The sequence below is a fragment of the Roseospira navarrensis genome, assembly GCF_009601025.1.
GTDB classification, from domain to species: domain Bacteria; phylum Pseudomonadota; class Alphaproteobacteria; order Rhodospirillales; family Rhodospirillaceae; genus Rhodospira; species Rhodospira navarrensis.
Map to the genome: position 1 here is coordinate 14,575 of NZ_WIVE01000049.1, position 17,534 is coordinate 32,108.

Genomic DNA, 17,534 nt, shown 5'->3' on the forward strand with positions numbered 1-17,534 from the left:
GTATCATAAGGATGTTGGCGTTAAAAGGCATTCCCGCCATTCATGGGCAGGAAACCTACTTATCGCCTTGTCGAAATTTCCCTGGCTAGGTCTGAGATTCCGTAGCCAATCCCTCCTTCCGGTTCCACACCAGGTTGGCGGTTTCGCCGCCGCCGTCTGGGAACAGGGCGGCGGTGATGGGGCCGGGCAGGCCGGGGTCGTCGAGGCGGACGCGGAAGTAGTCGCGCGGGGGCTCGGCCTTGGAGCGCGCGGCCCAGGCATCGCCGATGCGGTGGCCGGCGATCATGACGCGGAAGGCCGGCGCCCGGTCTGTGTCGCGGCTGTCGTTGGGGACGAAGCGGACCCGCGCGTCCAGGGTCAGGGTGCGGATGGTGCCGATCCAGCCGCCGTCCCGCGACGGCGAGAAGGTGCCGATGACGCTCATGGTGTGGCCTCCTGGCTGGGGGTTTCCGGATCGGCAGCGTCTCCCTCACCCGCCGGTTTCCGCCGGCGGCGGCGCTGCGGTGCGGCGGGATCGTCGCCCTCGCCCAGCCCGTCCTTGCGGGCGCGGGCGAAGACGCGGTCGCCGTCCAGGAAGGCGCGCAGCATAAAGGGGATCAACTCGGCGACACTCTCGCGCTCCCCATAGGTCGCTTCGTAAAGGGATGCGTAATTTTTGAGGTCGGCATTCAGGGGCGCGTCCAGGGTGATGGTCAGGCGAACCGGGGTGCGGTCCGGCAGGCGGGGCAGCTTGAGCATGGCTCAGCCTCCTCGATACGGGCGAAGCACAAGGTCCCGATGCACGATGACACGCAGCGGGAAGCCAGGGCGGATGGTCAGGGTCGGCTGAACGTCGAGGAAGCGTTCGGTCAGGCGCGAGCCTGTACGGCTGACGGTGCCCTGCAGGGATTCGCGCAGGGCCCGGACCAGTTCGGACTCGTTCTCGCCCAGGGTCAGCTCACTACCGACGCCCAGCAGGGTCGCGAGCACGACGCCCGTGGCCAACCGGTCGACGTGATAGTCGACCCCGTCTTCCAGCCCGGCGTATCCGGCCGGGTCGGTGGCCGGGAGGTTGTCGATCTGGACGGATGACCCGTCCGGCATGACGATGCGGTGCCAGACCAACAGGGCGCGCGACTGGCCGAAGGCGATGACGCTGTCATAGGTCCCGATCAGCCGCGATCCCTGCGGGATCAGCAGCACCCGGCCCGTGACCGTGTCGTAGACGTGTTCGGTCACCTGGGCGATCACGGTGCCGGGCAGATCGGAATTGAGGCCGGTGATCAGGCTGGCGGCGATGATGCTGCCGGCCATGACCTGATGCGGCGAGGCCGGGGTCTCCAGGGCGTGTGGATTGTAGATGCCGCCGGTCTGGCGGCGGTTGAGGAAATCCAGCTTGGTCTGCTGGCCGTTGGGATCGCGCTCGGGGTCCAGGGCGAGGCGGTCGGCGGGCAGCGCCGGCGTCGAAGTGTCCGCGTCAGCGCGGTCGGGTTCATCCACCTCGGGTCCGACGGCCACGGCCCCAACCGGCCGGGTATCGATGCGGAACAGCACACCGGACTCGCGGGCCTGCAGCGCCTGTGCGGCGAGGCGCTGGCGCTCGGCCTCGGCGGCGCGGTCGGCGGGGTCCGGCTCCAGCCCGACACGGCGGCGGTGTTCGAGGATGGGCCGGCCCAGGTCGCCGGGCAGCGGCGGCCCCAGCACCGGCGGCGGCGGCGCCATGTCGCCGTAATCGTCGGGCAGGCCCTCGAGGCCCTCGGGGGTCGGTCGGTGATCGGTGCGGTACAGGTCCTCGCCGTCTGATCCCCGTCGCAGATCCGGCGCCTGCAGGGCCAGCAGGGTCACGGTCATGACCGCCCCGGCGCCCAGGGCGGTCAGTCCGATGAGAAGGCCACGCCGGAACCGCACCACGCGGCGGGGCGTGGCCCGCAGGGCCAGGGTCTCGGGGTCGGCCTTCGGAGGCGCGGTCATGATCCCCCTGCCCCGGCCGGGCGGCCGTCGGTGCGGGTGATGCGCACCACCTGCTGGTCATGCCCGCCCAGACGGAGTTCGGCGACGGCGAACAGGCGGTCGACGATGTAGTAGTTGCCGCGCATACGGTAGTTCACAAGCTGGCTGCCGCCGTCGGGGCCGATGATGAACAGCGGCGGCGCTTCGCCCTGGTCGATGCGGCGCGGGAAGGCGATGTAGACCTTGCGGCCGTCATCAAACGCCCGCACCGGACGCCAGGGTGGGCTGTCGCCGGAGATGGCATAGCGGAACCGCATGGTCTCCAGGTTCACACCGTCCGCGATGGGCCGGGCCGCCTCGGCGGCGCTGTTCTGGCGGCGCAAGGCCAGGATCTGGTCCGCCGGATAAGTCCAGGACAGCGCCGCCATGGCGGTCGCTTCCGTGCTGACCAGGGTCAGGTGATAGGCACGGCGGTCGGTGGTGATAACCATGTTGGTGGTCAGGCCGGGGGCGAACGGCTTGACCAGAACATGAACCCGACGCTCGGCGCCGGTGCCGCTGGTGGTGTCGCCGATGACCCAGCGCACGGTGTCGCCGGCGGCGACGGAGACCAGGGTCTCGCCCGGTTGCAAGGCGATGTCGCTGATGCGCTCCGGCGCGGTGTAGAGCCGGTACAGCGCGCCGGGTGTATAGGGATGAACCTGGATGGCGTTGAGGTAGCCATGCCGGGTGGGCTCGCGGGTGGCGGCGGCATTGGCGGCGGCAACGCGCGCCTCGGGCGGGCGGTCGTCGGGCTCCGGCTGGGCGGGCGGCGGCAGCAACTGACCCGGCAGAGGCAGCGGCTTCGGCACCTCGACGATCTCGACCGGGCGCGGCGGCTCCGGTTGGGCCACGGCGGGCCGGAAATCATCGCTGTCATAGCGGATCGACGGCGGCGGGGTGCGGCCCGCGCAGGCGGCCAGCGTCAGCAGGGAAACGGTCGCGACGAGCGCCGCGCGGGTGCGACGGGGGACGATCATGGGGCTGTCCTTTCCTGCGGGGGCGCGGACGGATCGGGCGCGGACGAAGCGGCCGGCGCCGGCTGTTCGGGGGAATCCGGCGCGTCGGTCTCGAAGGTGCGCGACCAGTCGATGGCGGTGATGAACAGGCCGAGCGGATTGGCACGCAGGGCTTCGGCGGTGCGCGGGGGACGCAGGGTTACGGTGAGGATGGCGGTCCAGCGTTCGGTCGCGACACGGCTGCCGCGCTCGAAGTGCTGTTCCGTCCAGGCGACCTGGAACGACCTTTCGGACGCGCGCACCACACTGGTGATCTGCACCGAGACGCTGCGCTCGCCGATGCGGGCGAAGGGCTCGGCGGCGCGGGCATGGGCGTTCAGGAACACCGCCGCGCGATCGCTCACCAGGTCATAGGCGGCCAGCCAGTTCCTGCGCACCAGGACGGGGTCGGTGGAGACCGAGCGCACGTTGGTGATGAACCGGCCCAGGTGCCAGGCGATCTGGGCGTCGGTGGGCTGATAGCTCTCCACGGCGGGCGCGACGGCGCGGGCGGCGCCGAAGGTGTCGACCTCCACGACATAGGGCACGACCCGGCTCTGCAGGGACTGCCAGACCAGCCCGCCGGACAGGCCCACGGCCAGGGTCAGGCAGCCGAAGGCCATCAGGCGCCAGTTGCGGGCCTGGACGCGGGCGGCGCCGATGCGTTCGTCCCAGAGCTGGGCGGCTTTCTGGTAGGGGGTGACGGGTTCGGGGGTGCGGCCGTATCGCTGCACGGGACGCTTGAAGGGCATGGCTCAGTCCTCCTTGTCGCCGAGGGATGGCGCGGTGCCACCGCCCGGACGGTCGCCGTCGCGCAGGGTCTGCTGGGCGTCCTGCATGCGGGCACGCACCTGCTGTTCGGTGCGCAGGCGGCGCGCCCAGGCGGGAGCGGATGAGGCGGTGTCGGGCATGGGTCGGCCGGACCCGTCGGGCGCGGTCCCGCCGGTGGCGGTCCAGGCGGCACGACGGCCGTCGGCGGCGGCTTCGCGGAGTGGCCGGGTCGCGGCCCCTCCGGCGGCCCGGGCCATGCCGCCCAGGCCGGCCAGGGCGGCGCCGGGTCCACTCGTGCCGGATGTGGTCTCGCCCAGGCGGAAGGCGCTGGCGGCCCCTGTTCCCAGGGCCGTGCCGGCGCGCACGGCGGCCAGTCCGCCCGTCCCGGCCAGACGCGCACCGGCCAGGGCGGTGCCCCCGCCGATCAGGGCCAAACCGGCGGCAGCCCCGCCGGTGCCAAGCACGGCGCCGGCGCCAAGCTGTGGCGCGCCTGTGACCAGGCCGGCGGCGATGCCGGGGCCGAAGATGCCCAGGCCCAGCAACGCCAGCGAGGCCAGCACCAGGGACATGGCGGCTTCGATGGTGGGCTCGCCGGCATCCAGAGCTTCGGTGAAGGTATCGAACAGGCTGGCGCCGATGCCGACGATGACGGCCAGGACCATGACCTTGATGCCGGCGGCGACCACCGCGCCCAGCACCCGCTCGGCCAGGAACGCGGTTTTGTTCCAGAGCGCGAAGGGCACCAGGACGAAGCCGGCCAGGGTGGTCAGCTTGAACTCCAGGATGGTGATGAAGAGCTGCACCGACAGCACGAAGAAGGCGACGATGACCAGCACCCAGGCCATCAAGAGCACGACGACGCTGAGCAGGTTGGAAAACACCTCGGGGAAGCCGACCATGCCCTTGATGTGATGGAGCAGCGGCCACGCGGCTTCGAACCCGGTGCCGGCGATGCGCCCCGGGCGGAGCAGGTCGTCGGCGGACATTCCGCCGGCGGTCAGGCCGAGCCCGGCGAAGGAGTCGAACAGGATGCCGGCCAGGGTCTCGAAGCTGTTCAGGATGAAGGCGAAGGCCCCGACGTAGAGAACCTTGCGCAACAGCCGGCCGGGCAGCGCGTCATCGCCCCCCAGCGCCCAGAACAGGCCGGCCAGGGTGATGTCGATGCCGATCAGGATGGTGGTCAGGAAGGCGACGTCGCCCTGCAGCAGGCCGAAGCCGCTGTCGATGTAGCGGACGAAGGTGTCCAGGAAGGCATCGATGATGTTGAGGTCCTGCATGACGTCGCCTGCCTTCGTTTAAGTTCAGAGATGGCAAAGGGATCAGCGCGGCGTATAGGCGCGGCCGTCACCGAGGAAGCGGTCGGTGGCGGCCCGCGCCGCTTCCTCGGCCTGGGCCTTGCGGGCGTTCTCCTGCGCCTCGGCGCGGGCCTGGGCGGCGAGCAGGGTCTGAAGCTGCATCTGTTGCTTGGCAGCCAGCGCCATGAGCTGATTACCGGCCTGCTGGGCCTGTAGCGCGCCGACCGCGCCCTGGCTGCGGTTGACGAGATCGGCGAGCACGCCGTGATCGGCGCGGATATCCTCGACGATGCGGGATTGTACCCGCATGGAATGGCGCCAACCGTCCATGGCGTCCCGCCACCGCTCGCGCGCCGCGACGGCCATGTCGTCGACGGTGACCGTGCTGTCGTAGGTCTCGGGGTAACGCGCCCGCCACTGATCCTCCAGGCGGTCGAGGCTGAAGCTCAGCCCCTCGGCCTCGCGCATCAGGGCATCGATGCGCACCAGGGCGCCGGTCAACTCGCCGACGGACGAATGGTCCAGGCTGGTCAGGTTGCGGGCCATGTTCTCCAGCATGACGGCCTGGTTCTGCAGCGCGCGGATCTGGTTGTTGATCTGCTCCAGGGCGCGCGCGGCCTGCAGCACGTTCTGGACGTAGTTGGTGGAGTCGAACACCGGCCAGGCGGCACGGCCGGCGCCGGGGACGGCGAATACAAGAGCGGCGGCGAGCAGCGCCGCCAGGGAACGACGGGTCATGACGGGTCTCCTTCGGGTTCGGGGAATGGGTCCTGGTCGCCAGCCGCGTCGGCCTCGATCAGGTCGGCGGCCCAGTCGAGGCCGCGCGCGCGCAGGAAGGCGGCGGCGAAGGGCGCACCGGCCGGCGTATCGTTCAGGCTGTCGATGAGCGTTTGCGCCGCCGGATCGGAGGCCCCGCACAGGGCCAGGGCCAGCGGTCCCAGGCCGAGCTGGAACAGGCGGTTGCCGCGCCGGGATTGCAGGTAGTATTCGCGCTTCGGCGTCGCCTGGGCGATCAGGTCGATCTGGCGGTCGTTGAGCCCGAAGCGCTCATAGACGGTGCGGGCCTGGGGCTCGACGGCGCGCTCGTTGGGCAGGAAGATGCGCTGTGGGCAGCTTTCGATGATGGCCGGCGCGATGGCGCTGTCGGCAATGTCGGCCAGCGACTGGGTGGCGAAGACGACGGCGACGTTCTTCTTGCGCAGCACCTTCAGCCATTCGCGGATGCGCGCGGCGAACAGCGGGTTGTCGAGGTAGACCCAGGCCTCGTCCAGGACCAGCAGCGTCGGCCGGCCGTCGAAGCGCGCCTCCAGGCGGTGGAACAGGTAGGTCAGCACCGGCAGGACCACCCCGGCCTCGCGCATCAGGGCTTCGGTCTCGAAGGCCTGGACATCGGCGAGCGCCAGCCGGTCCTCGGCGGCGTCCAGCAGCCGGCCGAACGGGCCTTCCAGGGTGTAGGGCGCCAGCGCGGCCTTCAGGGCGTTGGACTGCAGCAGCACGGCCAGCCCGGTCAGGGTGCGCTCGTCCGGCGGCGCGCTGGCCAGACTGCCGAGCGCCGACCAGACGGCGTCCTTGACCTCGGGCGTGACGCTGACACCTTCGTGGACCAGCAACGCCCCGATCCATTCGGCGGCCCAGCTTCGGGTGGCGGGATCGTCGATGCCGCGCAGGGGCTGGAAGGCCAGGGTGCCGTCGGCGCCCAGCACATGGTGCGTTCCGCCCATGGCCAGCACGGCGGCGCGGGCGGAGTTGCCCTTGTCGAAGATGAACACCTGGGCACCGGCATAGCGCCGGAACTGCAGCGCCATCAGCGCCAGCAACACGGACTTGCCCGCCCCCGTCGGTCCCACGATCAGCATGTGGCCGACGTCGCCGACATGGGTGGACAGCCGGAACGGGGTCGAGCCCGAGGTCTCGGCCAGCAGCAGCGGCGGACCGTCCAGGTGCGCATTGCGGGCCGGCCCGGCCCAAACCGCCGGCAAGGGCATCAGGTGGGCCAGGTTCAGGGTATGGACCAGCGGCTGGCGCACGTTGGCGTAGACCTGCCCCGGCAGACTGCCGAGCCAGGCCTCGACGGCATTGACCGTCTCGCGGATGCAGGTGAAGCCGAGACCGTTGATCACGCGCTCCACAGCCCGCACCCGGTCCTCGGCCAACTCGCGGTCCTCATCCCACACGGTGACGGTGGCGGTCAGGTGCCCAAAGCCGACATGATCCCCACCCAGGGCCTGGAGCGCGGCGTCGGCATCCACCACCTTGTTGTCGGCGTCGCTGTCCAGCAGCGGCACCGGCTCGTTGGTCAGCACCTCGCGCAGCATGATGGTGATGGACTTGCGCTTGGCGAACCACTGCCGGCGCAGGCGGGTCAGCGCCCGCGTGGCCTGGGTCTTGTCCAGCGGCAGGAAACGGGTGACCCAGCGATAGCCGAAGTCCAGCCGGTTGAGCGCGTCCAGCAGGCCGGGCCGGGTCATGCCCGGAAAGCCCAGCACGGTGACGGTGCGCAGATGAGCCGCGCCCAGCATCGGCTCGAGCCCGCCGGTCAGCGGTGTATCGACCAGAACGCCGTCCAGGTACATCGGCACGGAGGGCACGGTCACCGGATGACGTTTGGTGGAGATGGTGCCGTGCAGGACCGTCAGCGTCTCGGCATCGTCGAGCGCCCGCACCTCGGGAAGGACACCAGTGAGCAGGTCGAGGATGCGGTCGGTCTCCTCGACGAAGCGGGCACGCTCGCGCTGCCAGTCACGGCCGCCAGCCGGCCGGTCACGCTCCAGCAGGGCGGCCTCGGCTTGCGCCTGACTGTCCGGCGGCGGCAGGTAGACCAGGGTCAGGTGATAGGCGCTCTCGAAGGCCGGGCGCCCGCCCTCGAAGGCGGCGCGCCGTTCGGCGTCCACCAGGGCCGAGGCCGGATCGGGGAACGCGGAGTCCGGATAGTGCGGCGCCGGGCGCCGTTCGGCCTCGAAGAACAGCGCCCAGCCCGACCCCAGGCGCCGCAGCACGTTGTTGGCCCGCGCGCACAGGCCGACCAACTCGGCCTCCGTGGCACTCTCCAGATCCGGCCCCCGGAAGCGGACCGTGCGCTGGAACGAGCCGTCCTTGTTGAGCACGATGCCCGGCCCGGCCAGGGCGGCCCAGGGCAGGTGGTCGGCCAGCCGGTCGGCGCGCGGGCGGTATTCGCCGAGGCTCAGCATGACCACCAGCCCCGCTGGCGCAGGTGGCGCACCAGCACGACGGCGACGTCGGGATCGCGCCGCGCGGCCAGCACGGCGATGGTGTGGCCGACCACCCACAGCACCAGGCCGGCGACCCACTGCTGCAGGCCGAGGCCGATGGCGGCGGCGGTGGTGCCGATGACGATGGCCAGCGCGCGCGGCGCGCCGCCCATCAGGATGGGCTCGGTCAGGGACCGATGCAGCGGCACCTCGAAGCCCGGCAGGGAAGACGGCGCCGCGCTCATCGCACCAGCGCTCCGCCGCCGAAGGAGAAGAAGGAGAGGAAGAAGCTGGACGCCGCGAAGGCGATGGACAGGCCGAAGACGATCTGGATCAGGCGGCGGAACCCGCCGGAGGTCTCGCCGAAGGCCAGGGTCAGGCCGGTGATGATGATGATGATCACGGCGATGATCTTGGCCACCGGCCCCTGGACTGACTCCAGGATCTGTTCCAGGGGCGCCTCCCACGGCATGCCGGACCCGGCGGCCTGGGCAGCCGTGGCGGCGAGCAGGACGGCAGTGCCGACAACAGCGGCAAGACCATTGCGGACGACAGGGCGAAGTGGGAACGAACGGGTCATGGTGTGATCTCCTTGGGGTGAATCGGACTCAGAGGGCGGCGAGCCCTTCCGGAGTGAGGGTGGCGACGGCGTAGTCGCCCGCGCCGTCGAGGCCGGTGACGGCGGCGACGGTCTCGACCCGGCGGGCCGAGCCCCGGCCGGCGATGAAGACGACGAGGTCGATGGCCTCGGCGATCAGGCGCCGGGGGACGGTGACCACGCCCTCCTGGCAGAGCTGTTCGATGCGGTAGAGCGCGGCGCGGGCGGAGTTGGCATGGAGGGTGGCGATGCCGCCGGGGTGGCCGGTGTTCCAGGCCTTGAGCATGTCCAGGGCCTCGGCCCCCCGGACCTCGCCGACGATGATCCGGTCGGGGCGCAGGCGCAGGGTGGAGCGCACCAGATCGGCCAGCGAGACATGGCCGCGCCGGGTGCGCAGGCTGACGCAGTCGGGCGCCGCGCACTGAAGCTCGCGGGTGTCCTCAATCAGGATCACCCGCTCGTCATCGGACGCCACCTCGGCCAGCAGGGCGTTGGCCAGCGTGGTCTTGCCCGACGAGGTGCCGCCGGCGATGAGGATGTTGCGTCGCGCGCGCACGGCGGCGCGCAGGCCGTCGGCCTGGATGGGTGTCAGGATGCCGTCGGCGATGTAATCGGCCAGGGTGTGGACCCGCGAGGCCGGCTTGCGGATGGCGAAGCAGGGTGCCGGGGCGACCGGCGGCAACAGCCCCTCGAAGCGTTCGCCCGAAGGCAGTTCGGCGCTGACGACCGGGCTGTCGGCGTGGACCTCGGCGCGCACGTGCGAGGCCACCAGCCGGATGATGCGTTCGGCTTCGGCTGTGCCCAGGCGGGCGCCGGTGTCGATGCGCCCCTCGCCCAGGCGATCCAGACGCAGGCTGCCGTCGGGGTTGACCATGACCTCCAGCACGGCGGGGTCGGCCAGGGCTTCGGCGATGACCGGTCCCATGGCGGTGCGCAGCATGGCGCGGCGGCGGTCGTCGGCTTCCGGATGCGGGATCATGACCGCACCTCCGTGTCCGCGTCGGTTGGCCGCAGAGTCCCCTCACCCTTCGCGAGACGGCGGCCGACCTGATCGACGAAGCGCTGGAAGCGGTCCTGTCCCTGCGCGCGGGCGGCGGCGTCTGGCTCCGGCAGGTGGGCGGTCTGGGTGAGCTGGTAGCGCACGAACAGCGCCAGGCTCTCCAGCACCACGTCCAGGTCGCGGCGGATCCGATCCTGCCCGCGCGACAGCCGGTCCAGGCGCGGGCCGAAGCGGGTGTCCAGCTCATGCTGGCCCTTGCGCTCGAACCACGCCTTCAGGGCATCGGCGATGATGGCGGACTTGGTGGCCGAGGGATGACGCGCGGCCGCGTCCAGGCGGTCGCTGAGGTCGGCCTCCAGCAGGCACTGATGGCGAATGCGGGGACGGCGCATGGGGCTTGCTCCGGTTTGGCCGCGAGGGTCGGCGGCATGGATCGAAGCAAGGCTCTCGCGAAGGGGCGGAATCGCTGAGAGCGGTTATGTACGCCCTTGCCCGCCCCAGGGTGCGCAAGGGTCCGAAGGCTCAGAATCCCGGCAGCAGATCCTCGCCCCGGGGCCGGCCCTCGTTGACGCCGTGGGCGCGCACGGCCGGGGTCAGGCGGTCCAGCGCGCGCTTGTCGGCGGCCGGATCGGAGTCCTCGTCGGCGGCGCCGAACAGGTCGGCCTGATCCGGCAACGGTGGAGCCGGCGCGGTCTCCTCGGCCAGGCCGGGATGGCGCTGCAGGCCGCCACCGTCGTCGTCGCTGTCCGGCTCCAGGGCGGCACGGATCTCGTCGGGGGTGCCCAGGCGGGCGTCCGGACTGCGCACCTGCCCGGACCAGTCGTCAGGCCGGGACTCCGGCACATCGGCATAGGCCCCGTCGGCGAGAGCCGGCGCCTTGACGACACGGGCGGTGAAGTTGGCATCCTCGAAGTAGCGCAGCTTGGTGGCCCGGATCGGCGCCAGCCCGGAGACCAGCACCAGTTCATCCTGGGGCGGCAGTTGCATCACCTCACCGGGGGTCAGCAGCGGCCGGGCCGTCTCCTGGCGGCTGACCATGACATGCGACAGCCAGGGCGCCAGCCGGTGGCCGGCGTAGTTGCGTTGCGCGCGCAGTTCGGTGGCCGTGCCCAGCGCATCGGAGATCCGCTTGGCCGTGCGCTCGTCGTTGGAGGCAAAGGCGATGCGGACATGGCAGTTGTCGAGGATGGCGTTGTTCTCCCCGTACGCCTTCGAGATCTGGTTCAGGCTCTGCGCGATCAGATAGGCCCGGATGCCGTAGCCGGCCATGAAGGCCAGCGCGGTCTCGAAGAAGTCCAGGCGACCCAGCGCCGGGAACTCGTCCAGCATCATCAGCAGGCGGTGGCGACGGCTCTTGGTCGGGTCGCCCTCCAGGCGTTCGGTCAGGCGCCGGCCGATCTGGTTCAGCACCAGACGCACCAGCGGTTTGGTGCGCGAGATGTCCGAGGGCGGGATGACCAGGTAGAGCGACACTGGCCGCGACGCGTCCACGAGGTCGGCGATACGCCAGTCGCAGGCGGCGGTGGTCGCCGCGACGGTGGGGTCGCGGTAGAGGCCGAGGAACGACATGGCGGTGGACAGCACACCGGAGCGTTCGTTCTCGGACTTGTTCAGCACCTCGCGTGCGGCGGAGGCCACGACCGGATGGACGCGCGGCTCGGCCTCGGTGCCCAGGTGGTTGGTGGTCATCATCCGGTGCAGGGTGCGGGCGAAGCCGCGCCGGGGGTCGGACAGCAGGGTGGCCACCCGGGCCAGGGTCTTCTCCTCCTCGGCATACAACACATGCAGGATGGCACCGACCAAGAGGGCGTGGCTGGTCTTCTCCCAGTGGTTCCGCCTCTCCAGCGCCCCTTCGGGATCGACGAGGATGTCGGCGATGTTCTGGACGTCGCGGACCTCGTGCGGTCCCTTACGGACTTCCAAAAGGGGATTGTAGCGCGCGGATCGAGGATCGGTCGGGTTGAACAAGAGGCAGTGCGAGAACCGGGATCGCCAGCCGGCGGTGAGCTGCCAGTTCTCGCCCTTGATGTCGTGGATCACGGCCGAGCCGGTCCAGGACAGCAGGGTCGGCACCACCAGCCCCACGCCTTTGCCCGACCGCGTGGGCGCAAAGGCCATGACGTGCTCCGGGCCGTCGTGGCGCAGATACCGGAACCCGAACCGGCCCAGGAACACCCCGGCCGGGCGGAACAGACCGGCCCGCTCCACTTCCCGGCGGGTGGCCCAGCGCGACGAGCCGTAGGTGGTCACCATGCGCCCCTGCCGCGCCCGCCACAGCGACCCGACAATGGCCGCCGCCGCGCCCATGAAGCCGCTCATGCCGGCCAGCAGCCCGGCGGCGTCGAACACCTCGGGCGCATAGGCCTCGAAAGCGAACCACCAGACGAACAGCGCCCAGGGCGGATAGACCGGCCAGCCGAACAGCACGAACCACGGTTCACCAAGTTGGGCCTGATAGCCCAGCATGTCGGCGGCCCATTGCGTCGCCGCCCACACACCCAGGATCACGATGGCGAAGACGACCAGGATCTGGCCGATCAAGAGCTTGGTGGGGGTCATGGCGCCGTCCGTTCGTTCGGGTCCCGGCGGGGATGCCGGGCCGCTGCGGACAAGGCTCGGGCAGCGGCCCGAACCGGACAACGGCGGTCTGGTGCGATGGTGTACGACGACGCCACGTGCGGTGGGATCAAGCAGGCACTGAAGGTGACGCTTGAACGCACCGTTCACGAGATCGACGGCCCACCGCGCTGGCGACCGATGGTCCAGGAGATGGTGTCGCCGCGCATCACGCCGGAGACCGACCGGCCGACATGGCGGTCGAGCACCGGGCGCCAGGGCACCAGGGTGAACTCCCGGGACTTCTCGATCACGGCCATCCTGCCGCTGGCCAGATCGACGGCGCGGCGATAGATGCCCTCCACCCGCTCGCCCGGCCGCGCCTCGGCATAGGGCAGACCGAGTTCCTCCGACAGTGCGCCCGCCGCCCGCGTCATCTCGCGCCGGCGCAGGGTGGCCAATAGGGTCTGCTGGAACCGGACCCCTCCCGCCTCGTCCCGGGCCAGGCCCTGCTCGATGAGCCAGCGGGTCCGGCGCAACCGCGCGGCTTGTACCTCGCGGCCGAAGCCGGCGTCACGGGTCGCCTCCGGGCTCTCGCTGGTCAGGTCGCGGTCGAGCCACGTCGCCCCGTCGGTCTCAAGCTGGCGCTCCAGTGACAACGGCGACAGCACACGCACCACCATCGGCGCGGCGCGCGCCCGGGTCTGTTCGTAGTCCGCCACCCGGTCCAGGTGATCGGGGCCGATGACCCAGGTGCCGTCCGGCTGGCGCTCGACGGCGCCGGTGGCGCGGCGGATGGCCTCCAGCCGGCGAACATGGGTCTCGGCGAAGGCCTCAGTCGCGGATGGGTCATGGGCCAGATGCCGGTCGACGCTGTAACGCCCGCCATGGGCCTCGGCGACGGCGGCCACGGTGCGATCCACGTCGCGCGGCCGAACCGCACGCGGGGAGACCGCGACAATCGCCCCTTCCGGCGTCGCCTCCGTGCCGTCGCCCGGACCGATGTCGACATAGTGGGTGCGCCCGTCCAGCCCGTCGACGATCAGGTATTGCCGGTCGCGGATCTCGTCGGACAGCCCACGCGCCACCACCCGCCCGACAACACGGGCGGCGGCGGTGCCCGGATCGTGGACCACGGTCTCGCCCGGATCGGGCGCACGCCCACGGTCGGCCAGCGCCCGGTTCAAGGTCTTGATGATGTCGCCGCGCTCGCCCATGCGGGATAGCGTCTGCTCGAACCCTGGATCCAGACGCCAGCGGCCGGGTCGCGCTTCCTCGGCCAGCCCCAGCCGCTCGAGCTTCCGCAGGCGTCCGGCCAACAGCGTCTGGCGGGTCGGGTCACGGACGACCGGTGAAATGACGCCATCGTCGTCGGCCATCGACCGCAACTGTCGGTCCAGCGGCACCAGGCGTTCGGCTTCGATGTCGGCGCGGTCGCGCAGGGCGATCTCATGCTCGGTCCTCGGACCGAGGTCCAGGCTGACCAGATCGGCGGCGCGCTCGCGCAGGCCATGGGCCATGTAGTCACGGGCGATGACCAGATCGTGGCCGCGCTCGTCCTTGCCGCGCAGCAGGATGTGGCTGTGCGGATGGCCGGTGTTGAAGTGGTCGACGGCCACCCAATCGAGACGAGTCCCGAGGTCGGTTTCCATCTGCGCCATCAGGCGGCGGGTGAGCGGCCGCAGGTCGTCGTATTCGGCGCCGTCCTCCGGGGCGACGATGAACCTGAACTGGTGCCGGTCGCCGTCGGCGCGGTTTAGGAAGGCGCGGCCGTCCTCCCTATCCCGGTCGGCGCCATAGAGCGAGCCGCGCTCCCCATCCCGGGTCACGCCGTCCCGTTGGATGTAGCGCAGGTGGGCGCGCGCCGTGTCCATCCCCTTCCCGGCCAGGCGGACGATGCGCGCCTTGACGATCACGCGGCGGCGCGACCGCAACGCCGACCGTCCCCGTCCCGCCAGCGCGGCGGCCGGCGCCCCGCCGCGCCCGATGCGGCCGAGGCCAGCGCCGGACTTGCGCGCGGCCCGACCGCCGGCCCGGTTGACGGCGGCCAGGACCTGATGGGCATAGCGCTTGGCGCTTTTGGAGCCGCGCGAACGTGGTTTACCCAGCTTCGGCGTGAACTCGTCCTCGGCCATGGCGGCCTCCTGAAAAGACAATGGATATCAATGCGCTCCAGGCGAAAACCTCCCCGCGCCTCAGCGCCCTCCCGAAAAAATGATGTGCAGACAAGGGGATAGCCGACATGGTGAGGCCCTCTTTTATCTTGCCTTCCAGTGCCCCTTCCTGCCGTCTGCGCCCTCCGACGCTCTCATGCGATCTCATGAGGGGGGGGAAACCGCGCCCGAAAGCGCCAAACCGGAGCCGATGGCCCTCGGAACCGCGTCAATCGGTGTCGTCGGCGACGGGATTCAGCGGCACGAACAGGCCGCTTTTTGACGCCGAAAACGACGCGCCGGACGGCGTTTTGAGCGTGAAAAACAGGCCGCGTCCGGACGGAATCGGCGTGGTTTGTGTGACGCTGGCGGGCGCATTTGGTGCGCCATTCGACGCGTCCGGCGGCGTTTTTTTCGATGGGTCGGGCGTCGAGTTTTTGCCGATCAGTTCCATCACGCGCGCCACGTAGGCGACTGTTTCGGCGGGCAACGGATCGCCTGTCGTCCGGTGCGATTGAACGCGTCCGGGACCGGCGTTATAGGCGGCGAACAGCCCCGGAAAGCCGAAGCGGTCGTGCATGGCGCGCAGGTACGCCGCACCGGCCAGGATGTTGTCGCGCGGCGCAAAGGGGTCGGTCCCAAGGCGGTGGTCTGCGCGCAACTCGGCCCAGGTCGCCGGCATGATCTGCATCAGGCCCATGGCGCCCTTGGGCGACACGGCGGCCGGATCGCCGGCGCTTTCGGCGGCCAGCACGGCCTCGATCCAGGCCGCCGGCACGTCGAACCGGCGTTCAGCCTCGGCGATATGGGGCCGCCATTCGGCCACGTCGGCGGCCTGGGCAGGAGCGGCCACGACCGCCACCGTGCCCAGCAGGGCGAGCGTCAGTCGGTCCATAGCGGCACGAGCCTCCCCATCACCGAGGCCAGCGGCACCGGCCCGAAGTAGCGGCTGTCGAAGGAGTCCGGCGTCTCCGCCATGAGCAGGAAGACCTCGCCGTCGGCGAGACGGCGGCACCCGCCCCAGCGCGGCAAGGGACGGCCGGCGGCGTCCGCCTCAAGGCGGCGAATGACGGTTACGGTGTGCAGGACGACGGCCGACCCGATGGCGCAGACGTGATCGCCGGCGACCGCCGCAACGCGCTTGATCAGCGGCACCCCAGCCGGCAAATAGCCGCGCTCGGCGGCCAGCGCGGCCACGTCGGCCGGTGGTCGGACCAGCACCAGTGCGCCCCGTTCGGCGGGCCGGTCGGTCACGCGATAGAGCCCGACGGACGCGCTGGCAGACGCGTTCCACACCAGCCATGGCATCGCCCGCTCTGTGGGCGTGAGCGACAGAATGGCGACGCCCAGGCCGGCCAGCGCCAGCACGGCGGACCCCTGGCGCCGACGGCGGCGGCGCAGAATGGCGCGGGCGGTCATGGCGTCTCTCCCGCGTCCGAGGTCGACACGCGCTGTTCGCCCAGCGACCAGGCGTCGAGATCATCGATGTGATAGCGGACATACCGGCCGTGCTTGCGGAAGCGCGGGCCGCCGCCGGTCAGACGCATTTTCTCCAGCGTGCGCTGCGACAGGCCGACGTAAAACGCGGCCTGCGCGGTGTTCAGGAACGGGCTGCCCTTCTTGGCCTGGGCCGCCCGGGTGGCCCCAGAGTCGTTTTTATCGTCCATGGCCGGGTCCTCCTCGTATGGGGATGCAACGGGGCCAGGGTGACGGGCATGAGGGCGGCGCGGGACGCTCGAAAACGGGCGCGGGCGTTTTCGAGCCCCCTTGGGCGTAGCAACGGCATGGGCGGCCAGACCCGGCCCAACCACACGAAACCCCGCCACCGGCGCACCGGGGCGGGGCTCGTGTGGAAGGCCGGGATCAGCGATCGCGCGGCTCCCACAGGGCGATGTGGGTGGTGCCGTCGTCGCCGGGGCGTTCCAGCTTGACCAGCCGCGCGCGGACCCAGTGGGGGCCGAATTCAGGCGCGCCGATCTTGAGGTTGAGGTAGGTTTCGCCGCTGGACTTGGCGACCTGGCTCCAGCCCGCGCCCACCTCGTAGCGCTGTCCGGCGCCCGCGTAGACGCGATGGTCGGGAGCGTTGTCGGACGCCTTGGCGACCGGGACGATGCTCAGGTTGGCGGTGACGTTCAGGGTCTTCAGGGTGCCGATGAAGCTGTTGTCGTCCTGCTTGGTGAACGTGCCGAGGGTGATGGCCATGATCGGTCTCCTTAGCCGTGTCTCGCCGGGACCATCCCTGCGATGTCTCGGCCAGGGAGCCCGCGAGACGCGTCGGCCCACCCGGAGCGCAGCGAAGGGCCGGACCGCAGGGGAGGACCCCAAGGCCCGGCAAATTTGTTCCGCGAGGAATGGGGCCGAAGGACCCAGGGGAAATTTGTCGGGGCGCGGGGTTGGACCGACGCGGCGCGGGTTCACGGCCTTCAGGAGACACGCAGGGATGGTCCCGCGCGCAGGACACGGACGCCATGGGAGACCGAAAAGGCCATCGTCGGGCATGCTTTCAACGGACAGACGACAGGCTTCATCGGGCGGCCGCAGACCGCGTGCACCGTCGCCATCCTCGGGATTCGGGGCCGGTTCCTGGCGACGGTATCGGGTCCATACGCGTCTCCGCATGGGCGGACGTACGCCTTGTCGAGGATCAAGGGAGTGTCAACGCCGCGTGAAATTTCCCCAGAAGTGGCGGGCGAATTTTCCCCACATGGCGTGAAGGGTTATTGGTTGGGCTGTTGATCTGGGCTCCTGTTTTTGGGGGGTCGGCCCCGGCGCTTTGGCGGCGCCGGCGGTGGTGACGTCGACGGCCGCGCCAGGGTGTTTTCCGGAATCAGGCTGGCGTGCTGGCGCAAGCGATAACTGGCGCCCTCGATCTGGATGACGACGGCGTGGTGGAGCAGGCGGTCGAGCAGCGCGGTGGCGACGACGGGATCGCCGAAGACGTCGCCCCACTCGGCGAAGCCCCGGTTGGACGTCAGGATCATGGCGC

General features: G+C 70.6%; 19 protein-coding genes. All 19 read right to left on the bottom strand.

Translation table 11 applies throughout. The features are described from left to right. Positions 1–85: 85 nt before the first annotated feature. Positions 86–424 (bottom strand): DUF736 domain-containing protein, encoded by a 339-nt coding sequence (locus GHC57_RS13935; RefSeq protein WP_153345289.1) that lies wholly within the window; start codon positions 422–424, stop codon positions 86–88. Beyond that, positions 421–738 carry a DUF2274 domain-containing protein gene (locus GHC57_RS13940; protein WP_153345291.1) on the bottom strand — a complete coding sequence of 106 codons (318 nt, stop codon included), beginning with the start codon at positions 736–738 and terminating at the stop codon, positions 421–423. The genes GHC57_RS13935 and GHC57_RS13940 overlap by 4 nt, the downstream gene beginning before the upstream one ends. A 3-nt stretch (positions 739–741) precedes the next feature. Beyond that, positions 742–1,950 carry a TraB/TrbI/VirB10 family type IV secretion system protein gene (locus GHC57_RS13945; protein ID WP_153345293.1) on the bottom strand — a complete coding sequence of 403 codons (1,209 nt, stop codon included), beginning with the start codon at positions 1,948–1,950 and terminating at the stop codon, positions 742–744. After that, positions 1,947–2,948, bottom strand: coding sequence for a P-type conjugative transfer protein TrbG (trbG, locus tag GHC57_RS13950; protein WP_153345295.1), 1,002 nt, complete (start codon positions 2,946–2,948; stop codon positions 1,947–1,949). The genes GHC57_RS13945 and trbG overlap by 4 nt, the downstream gene beginning before the upstream one ends. After that, a complete protein-coding gene (trbF, locus tag GHC57_RS13955; protein WP_153345296.1) occupies positions 2,945–3,718 on the bottom strand; it encodes a conjugal transfer protein TrbF in 774 nt (257 codons plus the stop codon). The genes trbG and trbF overlap by 4 nt, the downstream gene beginning before the upstream one ends. A 3-nt stretch (positions 3,719–3,721) precedes the next feature. Next, entirely contained in the window at positions 3,722–5,014 is a 1,293-nt protein-coding gene (trbL, locus tag GHC57_RS13960) for a P-type conjugative transfer protein TrbL (protein ID WP_153345298.1), read from the bottom strand. A gap of 42 nt (positions 5,015–5,056) precedes the next feature. Then, the gene (gene trbJ, locus GHC57_RS13965) at positions 5,057–5,770 is read right to left on the bottom strand and encodes a P-type conjugative transfer protein TrbJ (protein ID WP_153345301.1); all 714 of its coding nucleotides are present in this window, start codon (positions 5,768–5,770) and stop codon (positions 5,057–5,059) included. Next, positions 5,767–8,220 carry a conjugal transfer protein TrbE gene (gene trbE / locus GHC57_RS13970; RefSeq protein ID WP_153345303.1) on the bottom strand — a complete coding sequence of 818 codons (2,454 nt, stop codon included), beginning with the start codon at positions 8,218–8,220 and terminating at the stop codon, positions 5,767–5,769. Before trbE ends, trbJ begins: the two co-directional genes overlap by 4 nt. Then, positions 8,214–8,486 carry a VirB3 family type IV secretion system protein gene (locus tag GHC57_RS13975; RefSeq protein WP_153345305.1) on the bottom strand — a complete coding sequence of 91 codons (273 nt, stop codon included), beginning with the start codon at positions 8,484–8,486 and terminating at the stop codon, positions 8,214–8,216. Before GHC57_RS13975 ends, trbE begins: the two co-directional genes overlap by 7 nt. Then, positions 8,483–8,821 (bottom strand): TrbC/VirB2 family type IV secretion system protein, encoded by a 339-nt coding sequence (locus GHC57_RS13980; protein ID WP_153345307.1) that lies wholly within the window; start codon positions 8,819–8,821, stop codon positions 8,483–8,485. Before GHC57_RS13980 ends, GHC57_RS13975 begins: the two co-directional genes overlap by 4 nt. A gap of 28 nt (positions 8,822–8,849) precedes the next feature. After that, complete coding sequence (gene trbB / locus GHC57_RS13985) at positions 8,850–9,818, bottom strand: P-type conjugative transfer ATPase TrbB (RefSeq protein ID WP_153345309.1); 969 nt, start codon at positions 9,816–9,818, stop codon at positions 8,850–8,852. Beyond that, the gene (locus GHC57_RS13990; protein ID WP_153345311.1) at positions 9,815–10,231 is read right to left on the bottom strand and encodes a CopG family transcriptional regulator; all 417 of its coding nucleotides are present in this window, start codon (positions 10,229–10,231) and stop codon (positions 9,815–9,817) included. The genes trbB and GHC57_RS13990 overlap by 4 nt, the downstream gene beginning before the upstream one ends. 130 nt (positions 10,232–10,361) lie before the next feature. Continuing rightward, entirely contained in the window at positions 10,362–12,398 is a 2,037-nt protein-coding gene (locus GHC57_RS13995) for a conjugal transfer protein TraG (RefSeq protein ID WP_153345313.1), read from the bottom strand. Positions 12,399–12,562: 164 nt separating this feature from the next. Then, positions 12,563–14,530: a relaxase/mobilization nuclease RlxS gene (rlxS, locus tag GHC57_RS14000; RefSeq protein ID WP_153345314.1), complete on the bottom strand. Its 1,968-nt coding sequence runs from the start codon at positions 14,528–14,530 to the stop codon at positions 12,563–12,565. A 247-nt stretch (positions 14,531–14,777) separates the two neighbouring features. Further along, a complete protein-coding gene (locus GHC57_RS14005) occupies positions 14,778–15,443 on the bottom strand; it encodes a lytic transglycosylase domain-containing protein (RefSeq protein ID WP_153345316.1) in 666 nt (221 codons plus the stop codon). Beyond that, the gene (locus tag GHC57_RS14010; RefSeq protein ID WP_153345318.1) at positions 15,431–15,967 is read right to left on the bottom strand and encodes a S26 family signal peptidase; all 537 of its coding nucleotides are present in this window, start codon (positions 15,965–15,967) and stop codon (positions 15,431–15,433) included. The genes GHC57_RS14005 and GHC57_RS14010 overlap by 13 nt, the downstream gene beginning before the upstream one ends. Further along, positions 15,964–16,215: a helix-turn-helix transcriptional regulator gene (locus GHC57_RS14015; RefSeq protein ID WP_153345320.1), complete on the bottom strand. Its 252-nt coding sequence runs from the start codon at positions 16,213–16,215 to the stop codon at positions 15,964–15,966. Before GHC57_RS14015 ends, GHC57_RS14010 begins: the two co-directional genes overlap by 4 nt. Positions 16,216–16,411: 196 nt before the next feature. After that, a complete protein-coding gene (locus GHC57_RS14020) occupies positions 16,412–16,750 on the bottom strand; it encodes a DUF736 domain-containing protein (protein ID WP_153345322.1) in 339 nt (112 codons plus the stop codon). Positions 16,751–17,265: 515 nt separating this feature from the next. Then, a partial coding sequence (locus GHC57_RS14025) for an ATP-binding protein (RefSeq protein WP_170294884.1) occupies positions 17,266–17,534 on the bottom strand: 269 nt, incomplete at its 5' end.